The 14,960-nt window shown below is 70.9% G+C and carries 18 protein-coding genes; 12 read left to right on the top strand and 6 right to left on the bottom strand.

Going from position 1 to position 14,960, the window contains the following annotated elements:
* Positions 1 to 72: 72 nt before the first annotated feature.
* Positions 73 to 450, top strand: a complete 378-nt coding sequence (locus tag ACIBST_RS06370) for an STAS domain-containing protein (RefSeq protein WP_397169601.1) — start codon at positions 73 to 75, stop codon at positions 448 to 450.
* Between the two features lie 6 nt (positions 451 to 456).
* On the opposite strand, the gene ACIBST_RS06365 is transcribed toward ACIBST_RS06370, so the two are convergent.
* The 3 genes from ACIBST_RS06365 to ACIBST_RS06355 all read right to left on the bottom strand — a co-directional run bounded on the left by ACIBST_RS06365 (position 457) and on the right by ACIBST_RS06355 (position 3,000).
* Positions 457 to 966 carry a hypothetical protein gene (locus ACIBST_RS06365; protein WP_397169599.1) on the bottom strand — a complete coding sequence of 170 codons (510 nt, stop codon included), beginning with the start codon at positions 964 to 966 and terminating at the stop codon, positions 457 to 459.
* Positions 967 to 1,132: 166 nt separating this feature from the next.
* A complete protein-coding gene (locus tag ACIBST_RS06360) occupies positions 1,133 to 1,702 on the bottom strand; it encodes a nicotinamidase (RefSeq protein ID WP_397169597.1) in 570 nt (189 codons plus the stop codon).
* Between the two features lie 14 nt (positions 1,703 to 1,716).
* Positions 1,717 to 3,000 (bottom strand): nicotinate phosphoribosyltransferase, encoded by a 1,284-nt coding sequence (locus ACIBST_RS06355; RefSeq protein WP_397170700.1) that lies wholly within the window; start codon positions 2,998 to 3,000, stop codon positions 1,717 to 1,719.
* A gap of 46 nt (positions 3,001 to 3,046) precedes the next feature.
* Between ACIBST_RS06355 and clpS the strand changes: the two genes are divergently transcribed.
* The 5 genes from clpS to ACIBST_RS06330 all read left to right on the top strand — a co-directional run bounded on the left by clpS (position 3,047) and on the right by ACIBST_RS06330 (position 5,648).
* Positions 3,047 to 3,340, top strand: a complete 294-nt coding sequence (clpS, locus tag ACIBST_RS06350) for an ATP-dependent Clp protease adapter ClpS (RefSeq protein WP_397169595.1) — start codon at positions 3,047 to 3,049, stop codon at positions 3,338 to 3,340.
* A 10-nt stretch (positions 3,341 to 3,350) separates the two neighbouring features.
* Positions 3,351 to 3,875, top strand: coding sequence for a DUF2017 domain-containing protein (locus ACIBST_RS06345; RefSeq protein WP_397169593.1), 525 nt, complete (start codon positions 3,351 to 3,353; stop codon positions 3,873 to 3,875).
* 9 nt (positions 3,876 to 3,884) lie between these two features.
* Positions 3,885 to 4,286 (top strand): M67 family metallopeptidase, encoded by a 402-nt coding sequence (locus ACIBST_RS06340; protein ID WP_352327704.1) that lies wholly within the window; start codon positions 3,885 to 3,887, stop codon positions 4,284 to 4,286.
* Between the two features lie 140 nt (positions 4,287 to 4,426).
* Positions 4,427 to 4,699: a MoaD/ThiS family protein gene (locus tag ACIBST_RS06335; protein WP_352350116.1), complete on the top strand. Its 273-nt coding sequence runs from the start codon at positions 4,427 to 4,429 to the stop codon at positions 4,697 to 4,699.
* Between the two features lies 1 nt (position 4,700).
* Positions 4,701 to 5,648, top strand: a complete 948-nt coding sequence (locus tag ACIBST_RS06330; protein ID WP_357971112.1) for a cysteine synthase — start codon at positions 4,701 to 4,703, stop codon at positions 5,646 to 5,648.
* 47 nt (positions 5,649 to 5,695) lie between these two features.
* Here ACIBST_RS06330 and ACIBST_RS06325 read toward each other — a convergent pair whose 3' ends face one another.
* Positions 5,696 to 7,549, bottom strand: a complete 1,854-nt coding sequence (locus ACIBST_RS06325; RefSeq protein WP_397169591.1) for a DUF3352 domain-containing protein — start codon at positions 7,547 to 7,549, stop codon at positions 5,696 to 5,698.
* Between the two features lie 85 nt (positions 7,550 to 7,634).
* Complete coding sequence (locus ACIBST_RS06320) at positions 7,635 to 7,961, bottom strand: hypothetical protein (protein WP_397169589.1); 327 nt, start codon at positions 7,959 to 7,961, stop codon at positions 7,635 to 7,637.
* A gap of 136 nt (positions 7,962 to 8,097) precedes the next feature.
* Here ACIBST_RS06320 and ACIBST_RS06315 point away from each other — a divergent pair, with 136 nt between their 5' ends.
* The 3 genes from ACIBST_RS06315 (at position 8,098) to ACIBST_RS06305 (ending at position 10,548) form a co-directional block, all read left to right on the top strand.
* A complete protein-coding gene (locus tag ACIBST_RS06315) occupies positions 8,098 to 8,889 on the top strand; it encodes a thioesterase family protein (protein ID WP_397169588.1) in 792 nt (263 codons plus the stop codon).
* 85 nt (positions 8,890 to 8,974) lie between these two features.
* Complete coding sequence (gene murI, locus ACIBST_RS06310) at positions 8,975 to 9,799, top strand: glutamate racemase (protein WP_397169586.1); 825 nt, start codon at positions 8,975 to 8,977, stop codon at positions 9,797 to 9,799.
* Positions 9,796 to 10,548 (top strand): MBL fold metallo-hydrolase, encoded by a 753-nt coding sequence (locus ACIBST_RS06305; protein WP_397169585.1) that lies wholly within the window; start codon positions 9,796 to 9,798, stop codon positions 10,546 to 10,548. Before murI ends, ACIBST_RS06305 begins: the two co-directional genes overlap by 4 nt.
* Here the strand turns inward: ACIBST_RS06305 and ACIBST_RS06300 are convergent.
* On the bottom strand, positions 10,533 to 11,771 hold the full coding sequence (locus ACIBST_RS06300; RefSeq protein WP_397169584.1) for an MFS transporter: 1,239 nt from the start codon (positions 11,769 to 11,771) through the stop codon (positions 10,533 to 10,535). The genes ACIBST_RS06305 and ACIBST_RS06300 overlap by 16 nt on opposite strands.
* Positions 11,772 to 11,839: 68 nt before the next feature.
* On the opposite strand from ACIBST_RS06300, the gene rph reads away from it, so the two are divergent.
* The 3 genes from rph to ACIBST_RS06285 are packed head-to-tail and all read left to right on the top strand — an operon-like array spanning position 11,840 to position 14,923.
* Positions 11,840 to 12,559, top strand: coding sequence for a ribonuclease PH (gene rph / locus ACIBST_RS06295; RefSeq protein WP_357995279.1), 720 nt, complete (start codon positions 11,840 to 11,842; stop codon positions 12,557 to 12,559).
* Positions 12,556 to 13,146, top strand: a complete 591-nt coding sequence (gene rdgB, locus ACIBST_RS06290; RefSeq protein WP_387667897.1) for an RdgB/HAM1 family non-canonical purine NTP pyrophosphatase — start codon at positions 12,556 to 12,558, stop codon at positions 13,144 to 13,146. Before rph ends, rdgB begins: the two co-directional genes overlap by 4 nt.
* Before the next feature lie 46 nt (positions 13,147 to 13,192).
* Complete coding sequence (locus ACIBST_RS06285; protein ID WP_397169581.1) at positions 13,193 to 14,923, top strand: molybdopterin-dependent oxidoreductase; 1,731 nt, start codon at positions 13,193 to 13,195, stop codon at positions 14,921 to 14,923.
* Positions 14,924 to 14,960: the final 37 nt, after the last annotated feature.

Here is a 14,960-nt window from a genome sequence, read left to right as displayed (position 1 = left end):
CTTCCGTTAGAGAGCCGGCCAGAACGGCAACAACCCTCTTGGCTGTCTTGGGATACCAGAAGGATCTTGCCCATGTCGTCTGAGGCCCCCGGCAGGTCGACGCTCACCGTCGCCTGCGGCCTCTCCCGAAACGCCGTCATCATCCGGCTCGAAGGCGAGCTCGACGTCTACGCGGTCCCGGTCCTGCGCGAGCACATGCAGCGCGTCTGGGAGCTGCCGGCCGAGCCGTTCCTCATCCTCGACCTCGGCGCGGTCGCCTTCTGCGACTCGATGGGCATGAACGAGCTCGTCGAGGTCATGCAGCGGTGCGAGTCGAGGGGCACCAGGCTGCTGCTCGCGGGGGTGCACGGGGTGATGGCGCGGGTGTTGTCGATCACGGGGCTGCGGCACGCGTTCGAGGTGTTCGCCAGGTTCGACGACGCCCTGCGGCTGGCCGTGGCGACCCTCTAGAGGGCTCTAGAGGCCGGCGGGGGCCGGGATCCTCCTCCCGGAGCGGCCGTCCACGGGGACGTAGCGCTCCTTGCCAGGCAGCGGCACGGTCAGCGCGGCCCGGCCGTCCTTGACGCGGACGGGAAGGGTGCGCACCCCCTGATGGTCGCCGCTCAGCGGGCCCTCGTGCACCCACACCAGCAGCCGGCGGCCCTCGGGACGCGCGATCACCTTGGCCGTCGCGCACTCGCGCGGCGCGGCCGACCACGACAGCACGAGCTGCCGGCCGATCTTGGCCCACTGGGGGATCGGGGTGCGCTCGTCGCAGGCGGGCAGCGCGGGCGCCGGCGGCATGTCGTGGGCCACGACGGCGGGGCCGCGGCCGGAGGGCACGTCGCCCATCGCGACCGTGGCGGCCTCCAGCAGCGCCAGCGTCACGACGGCGCCCACCCGCGCCCCCGGACGGCCCTTGACGAGCACCCAGAGGGCGAGAGGGGCGAGCAGCAGCCAGGCCACGCCCAGGGAGATGGCAAGCATGAGGAACCTCGCACAGGATGAAGAGATATGACTCTACGTACTACTTCGACTGCGGAGAGGTTAGGTCATCCTTGAATATCACATGACCGCAGGGTTGCGCACTGTGTACCGTGCGTGATCACGCCCGGCGGCGGCGCACCCCGGGCCGTCCCGGGGCTGTGGCCGGTCAGCCCGCCTTGGGCGCGCCCTCCAGCGTCACGCCGGCGGCCTCCATCTGGGCCAGGGCCGACTGCGTGGTCGCCGGGGAGACGCCCGCGGTCAGGTCGAGCAGCACGCGCACGGCCAGCCCGTTGGCCGCCGCGTCGAGCGCGGTCGCCCGCACGCAGTGGTCGGTGGCGATGCCCACCACGTCGACCTCGGTCACCCCGCGCTCGCGCAGCCAGTCGGCCAGCGGCGCGCCGTCGCCCGAGGCGCCCTCGAAGCCGCTGTAGGCCGCCGCGTGGGCGCCCTTGCTGAAGACCTCCTCCACCTCCGACACGTCGAAGGAGGGATGGAAGTCGGCGCCGGGGGTGCCGGCCACGCAGTGGGCGGGCCAGGACGTGACGTAGTCGGGGGTGTCCGAGAAGTGGGTGCCGGGGTCAACGTGGTGGTCACGGGTGGCCACGACGTGGTCGTAGCCGTGGTCGCCGAGATGGCGGGTGATCGCGGCGGCCACCTCAGAGCCGCCTGCCACGGCCAGGCTGCCACCCTCGCAGAAGTCGTTCTGCACATCGACGATGATCAACGCGGTGCCCATAAGAGCACGATACGTCAGACGAACTCCGTGGGGATCGCCGCGTACCCCCTCCCGAGGTGCAGCGCCTCCTGGGGGAGCAGCGCGACGGCGGCGGCGTGGCGCTCACGGGCGGCGGACAGGGGCTCCCGGCCGACGACCTCGCCGTCGCGCACCAGCTCGTGCAGCAGGGGGATGCCGCCTTCGGGGACGACGCCGCCGGTCGTGATCAGCTCGGTCTCGACGTGCCCGCCTGCGTCGAGCAGCCGGTACGCCTCCTTGCGCCCGCCGCGCGACGGCTTGCCCACCGACCGCTTGGCCACGGCCTCCAGCCGGCCCGCGCCCGTCTCCCGCGCCACCAGCTTGTACACCAGGGCCGCCGTGGGGACGCCGGACCCGGTCACCAGGGAGGTGCCCACGCCGTAGCCGTCCACCGGGGCGGCGGCGAGCGCGGCGATCGCGTACTCGTCGAGGTCGGAGGTGACCACGATGCGGGTGTCGAAGGCGCCGAGCGAGTCGAGCAGCTCGCGCACCTCCTGCGCGGCGGCGGCCAGGTCGCCGGAGTCGATGCGGACCGCGCCCAGCTTGCTGCCGGCCAGCTCGACCGCCGTGCGCACCGCCTGCTCGACGTCGTAGGTGTCCACCAGCAGCGTCGTGCCCACGCCGAGGGAGGCGATCTGGGCCTCGAACGCGTCCCGTTCGGAGTCGTGCAGCAGGGTGAAGGCGTGCGCGGCCGTGCCCGCCGTGGGGACGCCGTACACGTGGCCGGCCATGAGGTTGGAGGTGGAGGCGAACCCGGCGATGTAGGCGGCGCGGGCGGCGGCGACGGCGGCGTACTCGTGCGTGCGGCGCGAGCCCATCTCGATGAGCGGGCGCTTGCCGGCGGCGTTGGTCATCCGGGAGGCGGCCGAGGCGATGGCGCAGTCGTGGTTGAGTATCGACAGCGTCAGCGTCTCCAGCAGCACGGCCTCGGCGAAGGTGCCCTCGACGATCATGATCGGGGAGGCGGGGAAGTACAGGTCGCCCTCGCGGTAGCCGTAGACGTTCCCGGAAAACCGGTAATCGGCGAGAAACGCCAGAGTCGATTCGTCGACCACCTCCTGCTCGCGGAGAAAGGTGAGTTCTTCGTCACCAAAACGGAAGCGTTCGAGCTCGTCCAGGACGCGTCCGATGCCGGCCACGACCCCGTACCGGCGGCCGCCCGGCAGGTGTCTGGCGAACACCTCGAAGACCGCGCGCCGGTGCGCCGCGCCGCTGCGCAGTGCCGCCTGGAGCATCGTCAGCTCATAGTGATCTGTGAGCAACGCAGTGCTCATGGTCATTCTCACGACTCGAAGACTACGACCCAGATAGGGCAGACTCGGGGATGTGGGTAGCACCGCTCCAATCACCGTCGAGCGTCCGTCATCGGACGTCCGGCCCGATCTGCCATGGGTGACCATCGTCTGGAACGACCCGGTCAACCTCATGTCCTACGTGACCTATGTCTTCCAAACCGTCTTCGGCTACACCAAGGAGAAGGCGGAGAAACTGATGCTGGACGTCCACCACAAGGGCAAGGCGGTCGTGTCCAGTGGCACGCGCGAAGAGATGGAACGCGATGTGCAGATTCTTCACTCCTACGGCCTGTGGGCGACGGTCCAGCCGGATTCGGTCAAGTGAGGCGGCGGCGGTGAGTTCGGGGTTCTCGGCCGGGCGGAACGGCTCGGTCATCGCGCAGTTCGAGGCCGCGGAGGTCTCGCTGCTGCGCTCGCTCGTCTCGATGCTGCTCGGCCTGGTCGCGCCGGGGGAGACCAGCGACGATCCGCTGGAGCGGGCGCTCGGCATCGGGGCGGCCCAGGCGCCCACCGACCCGGTGCTGGCCCGGCTGTTCCCCTCGGCCTACGAGGACGAGCAGGAGGCCTCGGAGTTCCGCCGCTACACCGAGGCCACACTGCGCGACGGCAAGCGCGCCGACGCCCAGACCGTCCTGGACACCGCGCGGCCCGGCGGCGCCGAGCTGACGCCGGAGCAGGCACAGGCGTGGCTGCGCTCGCTCAACGACGTGCGCCTGACGCTCGGCACCAAGCTCGACGTGACCGAGGAGATCCACGACGAGATCGCCATGATGTCCGAGGACGACCCCCGCTACCCGGCCTACGTCACCTACGACTGGCTGACCTACCTCCAAGACAGCCTGGTCCGCGCCCTCTGGTAGCTTCCGGGCATGCTCACGATCTCGCAGGAACTGGTGGACAAGATCGTCGCGCACGCGCGGGCCGACCATCCCGACGAGGCGTGCGGGGTGATCGCGGGGCGCGACGGCGTGCCCGAGCGATTCGTCCCGATGGAGAACGCCGAGCGTTCGCCCACCTTCTACCGGTTCGACTCCATGGAGCAACTGCGCGTCTGGCGGGAGATGGACGACCGCGACGAGGAGCCCGTCGTGATCTACCACTCCCACACCGCCACCGAGGCGTACCCGTCGCGCACCGACGTGTCCTACGCCTCCGAGCCGCAGGCCCACTACGTCCTGGTCTCGACCAGGGACGAGAACGAGGTCGAGTTCCGCTCCTACCGGATCCTCGACGGAGTGATCGAGGAGGAAGAGGTAAGATTCCTCCCATGATGGTCCGGCCGGTGCAGAGCTACCTCTTCGCGCACACCCCGGCCGTCGTCGTCTACGACTGTCGCTGATCTGGAATCCGTACCAAGCCATCGGTGTTGCCGCCGATGGGACGACGACCAGATAAGAGGAGAATGACCGCGATGGCCATCGAGGTTCGCATTCCCACCATCCTGCGCACCTACACCGACGGCGCCAAGGCCGTCGACGCCGAGGGCGCCACCCTCGACGAGCTGATCAGCAACCTTGAGTCGCGCCACCCCGGCATCAAGGACCGCCTGGTCGACCAGGGCAGCCTGCGCCGCTTCGTCAACGTCTACCTCAACGACGAAGACGTGCGCTTCCTCGGCGGCCTCGGCACCCCGGTGTCCGACGGTGACACGGTGACTGTGCTGCCCGCCGTCGCCGGCGGGTGACATGCGGTTCGACTCGCTGATCGACTCGGTCGGGCGCACGCCGCTCGTCGGGCTGCCCCGGCTGTCGCCCTCGCCCGAGGTGCGCGTCTGGGCCAAGCTGGAAGACCGCAACCCGACCGGGTCGATCAAGGACCGGCCGGCGCTGTGGATGATCGAGCAGGCCGAGAAGGACGGCCTGCTCACGCCCGGCTGCACGATCCTGGAGCCCACCAGCGGCAACACCGGCATCTCGCTGGCGATGTCGGCCAAGCTCAAGGGCTACCGGCTGATCTGCGTGATGCCGGAGAACACCTCCGAGGAACGCCGCCAGCTCCTGCGCATGTGGGGCGCGGAGATCATCTCCTCGCCCGCCGCGGGCGGCTCCAACGAGGCCGTCCGCGTGGCCAAGGGCCTGGCCGCGGAGAACCCGTCCTGGGTGATGCTCTACCAGTACGGGAACCCGGCCAACTGGCGCTCCCACTACGAGACCACCGGCCCGGAGATCCTGGCCGACCTGCCCACGGTCACCCACTTCGTCGCCGGGCTCGGCACGACGGGCACGCTCATGGGCGTCGGCCGCTTCCTGCGGGAACGGGTGCCCGGCGTGCAGATCGTCGCCGCCGAGCCGCGCTACGGCGAGCTGGTCTACGGCCTGCGCAACGTCGACGAGGGCTTCATCCCCGAGTTGTACGACGAGTCCGTGCTGACCACCCGCTTCTCCGTCGGCTCGGCCGACGCGCTGCGCCGCACCCGCGAGCTGCTGGCCGCCGAGGGCATCTTCGCGGGCGTCTCGACGGGCGCCGCGCTCCACGCCGCGCTGGGCGTGGCCGGGAAGGCCGTCAAGGCGGGCGAGCGGGCCGACGTCGTCTTCGTGGTGGCCGACGGCGGCTGGAAGTACCTGTCCACGGGCGCCTACGACGGCACCCTGGAGGAGGCGGAAGAGCGCCTGGAAGGGCAGCTCTGGGCCTGACGACATGAACAAGGGGGCGGCCGGAACGGCCGCCCCCTTGTTCATGGTCAGTTGAACAACACCCGCAGCGAGAAGTCCGCCTCGGTGGCGCTCTGCTTGCCGCTCAGGCCGACGGCCCGCAGGACCTGCGCGTTGGCCTTCTCGTCGCCCTGCATGCTCTGCAGGTACAGGTGCTCGACCTTGTCGAGGTCCACGAAGAGCGCGAAGGTGGCCTCGCCGGCGTCGGGGATCGCGGTCTGGAACGTCTCGGAGTCGCCCAGGGTGCCTTCCTCGGCCAGCTTCTTGGCGTACTCCTCGCTCGTCGCCGCCGTGAAGACGCCGTCACCGGGCACCTTGGCGAGCTGCGGTGCGGGCTGCCCGCTGGCCGCCAGCGCCTTCTCGATCTTGCCGACCACCGCCTGGGCCTTGGCCGGGTCGGTGACCACGCGGACGCCCGCCTTGATCTGGTCGCCGTCCAGGCCCTGGCTGTCCACGGCGACCGTGAAGTTCTTGCCCAGCACCGTGGCCAGGTCGCCGGGCAGGTCGAGGCCGAACTTGGTCTTGGCCTGGTCGAGGAGCTGCTGGACCTCGGCGCCGCCGCCGGCCGCGGCCGACTTCTGGATCTGGGCCCACTGACTGGTGATCATCTGGTCCAGGCCGGAGACCGACAGGGCGCCGGCGGTGCCGGCGGGCAGCGTGCCCAGGGCGGCGGGCTGGAGGTCGTCCGAGGTCACGCCCTTGGCGCCGCGGACCAGGCCGGCCAGCTCGACGTAGGCGCTGTCGAAGCGCAGCGCGCCGGCGAACCGGGCGTCCTTGATGGGCTCGATGCTCGCGGCCTGCTCGGCGGGGATGGGGGTGAGCTTGGCCAGCGCGCCCATGTCCGCCCAGAACGACAGCACGCCCTGCTCGCCGACGTCGCCCATGTCGTCGTTGAACTCGCTGTTGTCGGCGAGGGTGGCCTCGCCCTTCGCGTACTTGTCGGCCAGCGCCTGGGTCGAGGACAGCAGCGCGTAGTCGTCGCGGAAGGCGATGCCGTACTTGTCGCCGTCCATGAGCTTGGCGATGCCGGCCTTGGCCTGCGCCTGGTCCTTGACCTGCACGGCCACCGCGAAGTCGGGCTCGGGCTTGCCGGAGGGCACGGCGGCGAAGCCGACCCTGCTGCCCAGCCACGGGTCCACGTCCTTGGCGAAGTCGACCTTCTTGTCGCCGCTCTCGTTGACCAGGTTGAACAGGGCCTGGCGGGGGTCCTCGCCGGTGAAGGAGCCCTTGGTGACCGTGAACTTCCTGGCGAGCTGGAACAGCGCCAGCTTCTGGTTCGCGGCCGGGTCGAGGTCGAGGCGGGCGTAGGCGATCGCGTTGGCGGGCAGCACCTCGTTCGGCTGCGTGCCGCCGCCGCCGATCGCGCCCACGGCCCACACCGCGCCGCCGCCGAGCAGCACCACCGCGAGCGCCGCCGCGCCGGCGATCAGCCAGCCCTTGCGGCCGCCCTTCTTCGCCGGCTGGGGCGGGCCGAAGCCCTCGGGGCCCTGCTGCTGCCAACCCTGCTGTCCGTACTGGTCCTGCTGCTGCCAGCCCTGCTGTTGCTGCTGCTGGGCGTAGGGGTCCTGCTGCGGCCACCCCTGCTGCTCCTGCTGCGGCCAGCTCTGTTGTGGCTGTTGCTGTTGCTGCTGCCAACCCTGCTGCGCCTGGCCGCCGTACGGGGCGCCGTAAGCGGGCTGCTGGCCGTAGGCGGACTGAGGGCTGTAAGCCGGCTGCCCGTACGAAGCTCCCTGCCCCGGCTGCGGGGCCTGCTGACCATAGGGCTGCTGGTACGGCTGCTGCGGTTGGTACGGCTGCTGCTGCTCCTGCGGCTGGTCCCAGCCTCCTCGGTACGCCGTGGTGCGCTCAGGATCCTGGCCAGGTGGGGGATTATTCGCAGACATCACTCAACTCACAATGTGGACTTTTGACCACAGAGAAGGTAGCTGATGTTGCTAGATGGCCGCTTGCAATGTGCTGAAGTCGGGATCAGGCCCGGTTCAGCTCCTTTTTCAGCACATCGAGGTGAACTTCGCCATCCGTCCAGTCCGTCACGCAGGCCCAGGGGACGAACGTGCACCCTGCGTACACCGTCCGCGCCAGCGTCTTGGACAGCCAGGGGGAGCGGCCCTGACGGTCGCGGGTGAGCCCGAGCAGGACGGGCGCCCGCCGTCCCGAGACGACCAGGCCGTAGACCGTCTGGCTCTGCTGGAGCCCGCCCCTGTGCTTGTGGGCGCGGATGTCGACCACGTGACCGACCCAGATCCCGTTGCAGTCCCACACCGACTGACCGATGAGTTCGGTGACAGTTGCCATGATCGAACTGTCCCATCCGGGTGGTGTTTCCGCAGGTAGGCGCGCTGATATCGGAACGGCGTGGTGCGAACGCCGCAGCCCCGCGTAAAGTGGGGGACTACTAGAATATAGTTCCGTACGGTGAAGGCAGGGCGGGATGACCAAGTTCGACGAGGCCACACAGGCGATCCGGGTCGACGAGACCACCTATGACGTGTGCCTCGACCCCGGATACTCCATCGGCGGCCCGCTCAACGGCGGCTACCTGATGGCCGTGATCCTGCGCGCCGCCGTGGACGCCTCGCCGTTCGAGCACCCGGTGAGCACCACCTCGCAGTTCCTGCGCTCACCGGTCGCCGGCCCCGCCCAGGTCCGGGTCGAGCCGCTGAAGTCGGGCCGCACGGCCGCCTTCGCCAGGGCCACCCTCGTCCAGGACGGCGTGCCGCAGATCGAGAGCCTGATCACCACCGCCACCCTGGCCGGCGCCGACCCCGCCTACACCGACGCGCCCTCGGTCGTCATGCCGTCCGTCGAGGAGTGCGTCAAGCTGCCCGACCCCAAGCCCGAGAACAACATGACCCTCAACGCCCAGATGGACATGCGCTTCGACCCGCCCACCATCGCCTGGCTGGCCGGCGAGCCGACGGGCAGGCCGGAGTCGCGGGCGTACTTCAGGATGGCCGAGCCGCAGGACGCCGACCCGTACGTGCTGGCCCTGGCCGTGGACGCGCTGCCGCCCGTGGTCTTCTCCGCCGGCGCCCGCGGCTGGGCGCCCACCGTCGAGCTCACCTGGCACCTGCGGGCCCTGCCCGCCCCCGGCTGGCTCACCCTGATCGGGAGCGGCCGCCTCATTTCGGACGGCTGGTTCGACGAGGAGGTCGAGGTCTGGGACTCCGCGGGCCGGCTCGTCGCCCAGTCCCGCCAGCTCGCCAGGGTCGGAAGAGGCTGAGGCGCGCGACACGACAGGCGCGTCTTCGTCAGGTGTGAGCATTCTTACGCGGTGTTGATCGAGCAGGTCGCCTACCCTCTAGAGCGTGCCGGACGAGAGTATTGGGATCTTCGACAGCGGGGTGGGCGGCCTGACGGTCGCCCGCGCGATCATCGACCAGCTCCCCCACGAGTCGATCACCTACGTGGCCGACACGGCCCGCCAGCCGTACGGGCCGAAACCTCTCGCGCAGCTGCGCGCCTACGCCCTTGAGGTGATGGACCACCTCGTCGAGCAGGACGTCAAGATGCTCGTCATCGCGTGCAACAGCGCCAGCGCCGCCGTGCTGCGCGACGCCCGCGAACGCTATGACGTGCCGGTCGTCGAGGTGATCCAGCCCGCCACCAGGCGGGCCGTGCGCGCCACCCGCACCGGCCGGGTCGGCGTGATCGCCACCCAGGCCACCATCACGTCGCTGGCCTACCACGACGCCTTCACCGCGGCCCCCGACGTGCAGCTCACCGGCGTGGCCGCGCCCCGGCTGGTGGAGTACGTCGAGCGCGGCGAGACGATGAGCAAGGAGCTCATCGACGTCCTGCGCGACTACCTCGAACCGATCAGGGCGGCCGGCTGCGACACGCTCATCCTCGGCTGCACCCACTACCCGCTGCTCACCGGCGCGATCTCCTACGTCGTCGGCGACGGGGTCACGCTGGTCTCCAGCGCCGACGAGACGGCCAAGGACGTCTACCGGATCCTGCACGACCGCGGCCTGGCGGCGGGAGGCGAGGCCACCCCCCGGCACCGCTTCCGCGCCACCGGCGACTCCCAGCTCTTCGCCCGCCTCGGCAGGCGATTCCTGGGCCCGGAGATCGACGTGGTCGAAGTCGCGCCAGTGGGGGGTACTACCTTGAGCGGGAGGCCCATATGAAGGTGACCATCGTCGGATGCTCGGGCAGCTACCCGGGCCCCGACAGCCCCGCGTCCTGCTATCTCGTCGAGGCCGAGGGGTTCAGGATGCTGCTCGACCTCGGCAACGGGTCGCTCGGCGCGCTCCAGCGCCACATCGGCCTCTACGACGTGGACGCCATCTGCCTGTCCCATCTGCACGCCGACCACTGCCTCGACGTCTGCGGCTACCACGTGGCCCGCACGTACGGGCCCGACGCGCCGTACCCGCCCGTGCCGGTCTACGCGCCCGAGGGGGCGCCGGCCCGGCTCGCGGCCGCGTACGGGATGCCGGACGAGCCCGGCCTGGAGACCGCCTTCGACTTCACGCCGCTGTCGCCCGGCTCGTTCGAGGTGGGGCCGTTCGTCGTCACCGCCGGCCTGGTGAACCATCCGGTCGAGGCGTACGGGTTCCGGGTGGCCAGCGACGACGTGTGCATGGCGTACTCGGGGGACACCGGGGAGTCGGCGGAGCTGGTCAAGCTGGCCGCGGGGGCCGACCTCCTGTTGTGCGAGGCGTCGTTCGTCGAGGGGCCCGATCTGCCGCCCGACCTGCACCTGACCGGCCGTCAGGCGGCCGAGCACGCGGCCAAGGCCAACGCGGGCAAGCTCGTGCTCACCCATCTGGTGCCGTGGAACGACAACGCCAGGGTGCTGCAGGACGCGTCGAGGGGCGGCTACGCCGGGCCGATCGAGCTGGCCCGCAGCGGCGCGGTCTACGACCTGGCCTGAACGTCGTCGAAGTCGCGTAATCGGGGCAGCGGCGAGAACAGCAGCGGCACGAACGACACGACCCGGCCGATCATGAACACCCATAAGGCCGTCCGCACGCCGAACTGCTGGGCGACGATCCCGCCGAGCAGCGCGCCGAGCGGGACCGAGGTCCACGTCAGCGACCGGAACGAGGCGTTGACCCGGCCCAGCAGCTGCTCGGGGACCGTCGTCTGCCGGTAGGTGATCTGGCCCACCGCGGCCAGCGCCGAGCTCCACGACAACGCGATCGAGGTGACGGCGAAGAACGCCACCCGCCAGTCGGCCTGGGTCATCGGCAGCAGCAGGGCGAAGGGCGCCGGCACGGTGAGGGAGAGCCAGGTGATCCTGGCCGTGCCGACCTTCCTGGCCAGCAGCGCGCCGAGCAGGCCCGCGGCCACGCCGCCGAACCCGCCGGACATGAGCAGCACGCCGATGAGACCGGGCGCCAGGCCCACCTCCTCGGCCAGGAACAACACCGACAGGCCGAGCACCGCGCCGACCGTCAGGTTCGCCATCACCGAGGACGCGGCGAACATGCGCAGCAGGCGGTCGCGCCACACGTAGCGCAGGCCCACACCGATGCCGCGCAGCAACGGCTCGGGCTCGCCCGCCACCGGCGGCTTGTCCGGGGTCTTGATGGCGCTGAGGAACAGCGCCGACGTCAGCGAGCCCAGCGCGGTGGCGAGCATCGTGAACGGCGCCCCGACGAGCTGCACCAGCAGGCCGCCGACGCCCGGCCCGGCCAGGAAGCCGCCGGAGCGCACCACTTCCAGCTTGGAGTTGCCGTCGCCGAGCTGCCGCGCGCTCACCAGGCTGGGCAGGTACGTCTGGTCCGCGACGTCGTTGAAGACCTGCGCCACACCCACCAGGAAGGCGACCGCGAACATCATCCCGATCGACAGCACGCCCAGGTACGCCGCCAGCGGAATGCTCGCCAGCAGCACGAACCTGGCCAGGTCGGTGACCATCATCACGCGGCGCCGGCGCATCCGGTCGACCCACACCCCCGCGGGCAGGCCGAGCACGAGGAACGCGGCGGTCTGCAGCGCGGACAGCAGAGCCACCTGGGCCGGCTGCGCGTGCAGCGTGACGACCGCCACCAGCGGGAGGGCCACGCGCGAGATATTCGCTCCCAGTTCGTTCCCCACGTGCGACGTCAGGAACCGGAGGAAGTCAGGGTTTCGCAACACCCCCGTTGTCATTGCGTAAGGATCCATGTGTCGGACACATTTGGTCAAGAGTGTCGTGCCACGGAGATAGGGTGATCTGCATGTCCCGACAGGATGGCCGCAACCCCGACCAGCTACGCCCCATCACCATCACCCGGCAGTGGCTGGCGCATGCCGAGGGTTCGGTCCTCGTCGAGTTCGGCGGCACGAGGGTGCTCTGCGCGGCGTCGGTGCAGGACAGCGTGCCGCGCTGGCGCAGGGGCAGCGGGCAGGGCTGGGTCACGGCCGAATACGCGATGCTGCCGCGGGCGACCAATACCCGTAATGACCGGGAATCGGTCCGCGGCAAAATCGGCGGGCGCACGCACGAGATTTCCCGGTTGATCGGAAGATCACTTCGCGCGTGCGTCGATTACAAGGCGCTGGGCGAAAACTCCATTCTGCTCGACTGCGACGTTCTGCAGGCCGACGGCGGCACCAGGACCGCCGCGATCACCGGTGCCTACGTCGCGCTCGCCGACGCCGTCGCCTGGATGAAGGCGCGCAAGATGTGCCCCGGAGACCCGCTGATCGGCTCGGTCGCGGCCGTCTCCGTCGGGGTCGTCGGCTCGGTCCCCATGCTCGACCTGTGCTACACCGAAGACGTCGCGGCCGAGACCGACATGAACGTCGTGATGACCGGCGAGGGCGCCTTCGTCGAGGTCCAGGGCACCGCCGAGGGCGTGCCCTTCGACCGCGCGGCCCTCGACCAGCTGCTCGACCTGGCCGCCGCCGGGTGCGAGGAGCTCACCCTGATCCAGCAGGAGGCGCTGGGCGCATGAAGATCGTGCTCGCCACCCGCAACCCGGGCAAGATCGCGGAGCTGCGGCGCATCCTCACCGGGTTCGAGATCGTCGGCCTGGAGGAGTTCCCCGAGATCGGCGAGGTCGCCGAGACCGGCGTCACCTTCGAGGAGAACGCGCTGCTCAAGGCGCACGCCGTCGCCAACGGCTCCGGGCTGCCGGCCGTGGCCGACGACTCAGGGCTCTGCGTCGACGTGCTCAACGGCATGCCCGGCGTCTTCTCGGCCCGCTGGTCCGGCCGCCACGGCGACGACCAGGCCAACCTCGACCTGCTGCTGGCCCAGCTCTCCGACGTGCCCGCCGAGAAGCTGTCGGCGCACTTCGCCTGCGCCGCCGCGCTCGCGCTGCCGTCCGGGGAGCACCGGGTGGTGGAGGGCACGCTGCCCGGCCACCTGATCACCACCCCGCGGGGCACCAACGGCTTCGGCTACGACCCGATCCTGGTGCCGCTCGGCCACGATCGCACCACCGCCGAGCTGTCGCCCGACGAGAAGGACGCCATCAGCCATCGGGGCCGCGCCTTCCGCGCGCTGGCGCCGATCGTGCGCGACATCGTCGGCTCGTAACCACCGCGTAAGAACCTGCTGACCTCGGGCGACGTAACGTCGTACCGTGCAGAAGAACGAGACAGTACCCGCGCGGGGGCCCGCCGGGGTGCCCGCGTGGGCCGGTGCCGTGGCGGGGCTCACGGCGGGCGCGCTGGCGCTGGGGATCGCGCAGCTCGTCGCCGGGCTCATCGGTCCTGAGACCTTTCCGGTGGTGGCGGTGGGGGACGCCGCCGTCGACCTGACGCCGGCGCCGGTGAAGGACTTCGCGATCAACACGTTCGGGGAGAACGACAAGACCGTCCTCGTCGGGGGCGTGCTCGTGGTGCTCGCCGGGATCGCGGCCGTCGTCGGGGTGCTGGCGCGGCGGCGGCTCGCGTACGGGTACGCGGGGCTGGCCCTGTTCGGGGTGGTGGGGGTGGCCGCGGTGCTCACCCGTCCGGGGGCGGGGGCGGCGGACGTGCTGCCCACGGTGGCCGGGGTCCTGTGCGGGGGGCTGACGCTGGGGTGGCTGCTGCGGCGCGCGGGCGGTCGCCGCGGCGCGGTCGCGGTCCCCGGGGTCGGTGGCGGTGCGATCACCGAAGCCGGTGGTGAGCCGGCTGGCGGGGTTGGTGGTGCCGTCCGTGATGCCGGTGGCGAGCAGGATGCCAAGGGCGGCGGTGCGGTTTCCGAGGGTGGTGAGGGGGCTGTGGAGCGGCCTGCCGTGATGCGTCCCGGGGCGGGGGAGCGGGGGTTCGACCGGCGGCGGCTGATCACCGGGGTGGCCGGCGGGATCGTGGTCGCGGGGGCGTCGGCCGCGCTGGGGCGGCAGCTCGGCGGGCGGCGGGAGCTGGCCGCGACGCGGGTGAACCTGGCGCTGCCCAGGCCCGCGACGCCCGCCCGTCCCCTTCCCGCCGGTACGGACTTCCGCATCCCCGGCCTGTCACCCTTCATCACGAAAAATCAGGACTTCTATAGAGTTGATACGGCGCTCGTCGTCCCCCAGGTGGACCCGCGCGCCTGGAGGCTTCGCATCCACGGCATGGTGGACAGACCGGTCGAGATCACCTACGCCGAGCTGCTGAACCTGCCGCTCACCGAGGCCGACATCACCCTGACCTGCGTCTCCAACGAGGTGGGCGGCCCGTACGTCGGCAACGCCCGCTGGCTCGGCGTACGCATGGCCGACCTGCTGCGCCGTGCCGGGCTCCAGCCGGGGGCCGACATGCTGCTGTCCACCTCCGACGACGGCTTCACCTGCGGCACGCCCGTGGACGTCGTGATGGACGGCCGCGACGCCCTCTTCGCCATCGCCATGAACGGCGAGGCGCTCCCGTTCGAGCACGGCTTCCCCGTACGCCAGGTCGTGCCCGGCCTGTACGGGTACGTGTCGGCCACCAAGTGGGTGGTGGACGTGAAGGTGACCCGGTTCGACCGGGACCAGGCGTACTGGACGCCACGCGGCTGGGCCGCCAAGGGGCCCATCAAGACGGAGTCGCGCATCGACGTCCCGAGGAGCGGCGGCTCGCTGAAGGCCGGGCGCACGACCATCGCCGGGGTGGCGTGGGCTCAGCACATCGGGGTGGACGCCGTCGAGGTGCGCATCGATCGCGGCGAGTGGCGGCAGGCGCGGCTGGCCGCCGTGCCGGGGCCCGACACCTGGCGGCAGTGGGCGCTCGACTGGGACGCCACGCCCGGGGAGCACACGATCGAGGCGCGCGCGACGGACGCGGCGGGTCACACCCAGACCGAACAGCAGGCGCCGCCCGCGCCCGACGGCGCCAGCGGGTGGCCGGCCGTGACGGTCCAGGTGGCCTGATTCGCGGACGTTTGCGCAGGTAAAGGCGTCGTCCACG

This window comes from Nonomuraea sp. NPDC049684 (assembly GCF_044465345.1).
GTDB lineage: Bacteria > Actinomycetota > Actinomycetes > Streptosporangiales > Streptosporangiaceae > Nonomuraea.
Note: the sequence above shows the minus strand (reverse complement) of the source record. Positions and strands in the feature narration are given on the sequence as shown.

Coding starts and splice junctions, on each gene's coding strand:
- ACIBST_RS06305 (WP_397169585.1), top strand. CDS start 9,796: ATGAAGGTGACCATCGTCGGATGCTCGGGCAGCTACCCGGGCCCCGAC.
- ACIBST_RS06365 (WP_397169599.1), bottom strand. CDS start 966: ATGCTTGCCATCTCCCTGGGCGTGGCCTGGCTGCTGCTCGCCCCTCTC.
- ACIBST_RS06320 (WP_397169589.1), bottom strand. CDS start 7,961: ATGGCAACTGTCACCGAACTCATCGGTCAGTCGGTGTGGGACTGCAAC.
- rph (WP_357995279.1), top strand. CDS start 11,840: ATGTCCCGACAGGATGGCCGCAACCCCGACCAGCTACGCCCCATCACC.
- rdgB (WP_387667897.1), top strand. CDS start 12,556: ATGAAGATCGTGCTCGCCACCCGCAACCCGGGCAAGATCGCGGAGCTG.
- ACIBST_RS06335 (WP_352350116.1), top strand. CDS start 4,427: ATGGCCATCGAGGTTCGCATTCCCACCATCCTGCGCACCTACACCGAC.
- ACIBST_RS06325 (WP_397169591.1), bottom strand. CDS start 7,549: ATGTCTGCGAATAATCCCCCACCTGGCCAGGATCCTGAGCGCACCACG.
- ACIBST_RS06300 (WP_397169584.1), bottom strand. CDS start 11,771: ATGACAACGGGGGTGTTGCGAAACCCTGACTTCCTCCGGTTCCTGACG.
- ACIBST_RS06355 (WP_397170700.1), bottom strand. CDS start 3,000: ATGACCATGAGCACTGCGTTGCTCACAGATCACTATGAGCTGACGATG.
- ACIBST_RS06340 (WP_352327704.1), top strand. CDS start 3,885: ATGCTCACGATCTCGCAGGAACTGGTGGACAAGATCGTCGCGCACGCG.
- ACIBST_RS06330 (WP_357971112.1), top strand. CDS start 4,701: ATGCGGTTCGACTCGCTGATCGACTCGGTCGGGCGCACGCCGCTCGTC.
- ACIBST_RS06370 (WP_397169601.1), top strand. CDS start 73: ATGTCGTCTGAGGCCCCCGGCAGGTCGACGCTCACCGTCGCCTGCGGC.
- ACIBST_RS06360 (WP_397169597.1), bottom strand. CDS start 1,702: ATGGGCACCGCGTTGATCATCGTCGATGTGCAGAACGACTTCTGCGAG.
- ACIBST_RS06315 (WP_397169588.1), top strand. CDS start 8,098: ATGACCAAGTTCGACGAGGCCACACAGGCGATCCGGGTCGACGAGACC.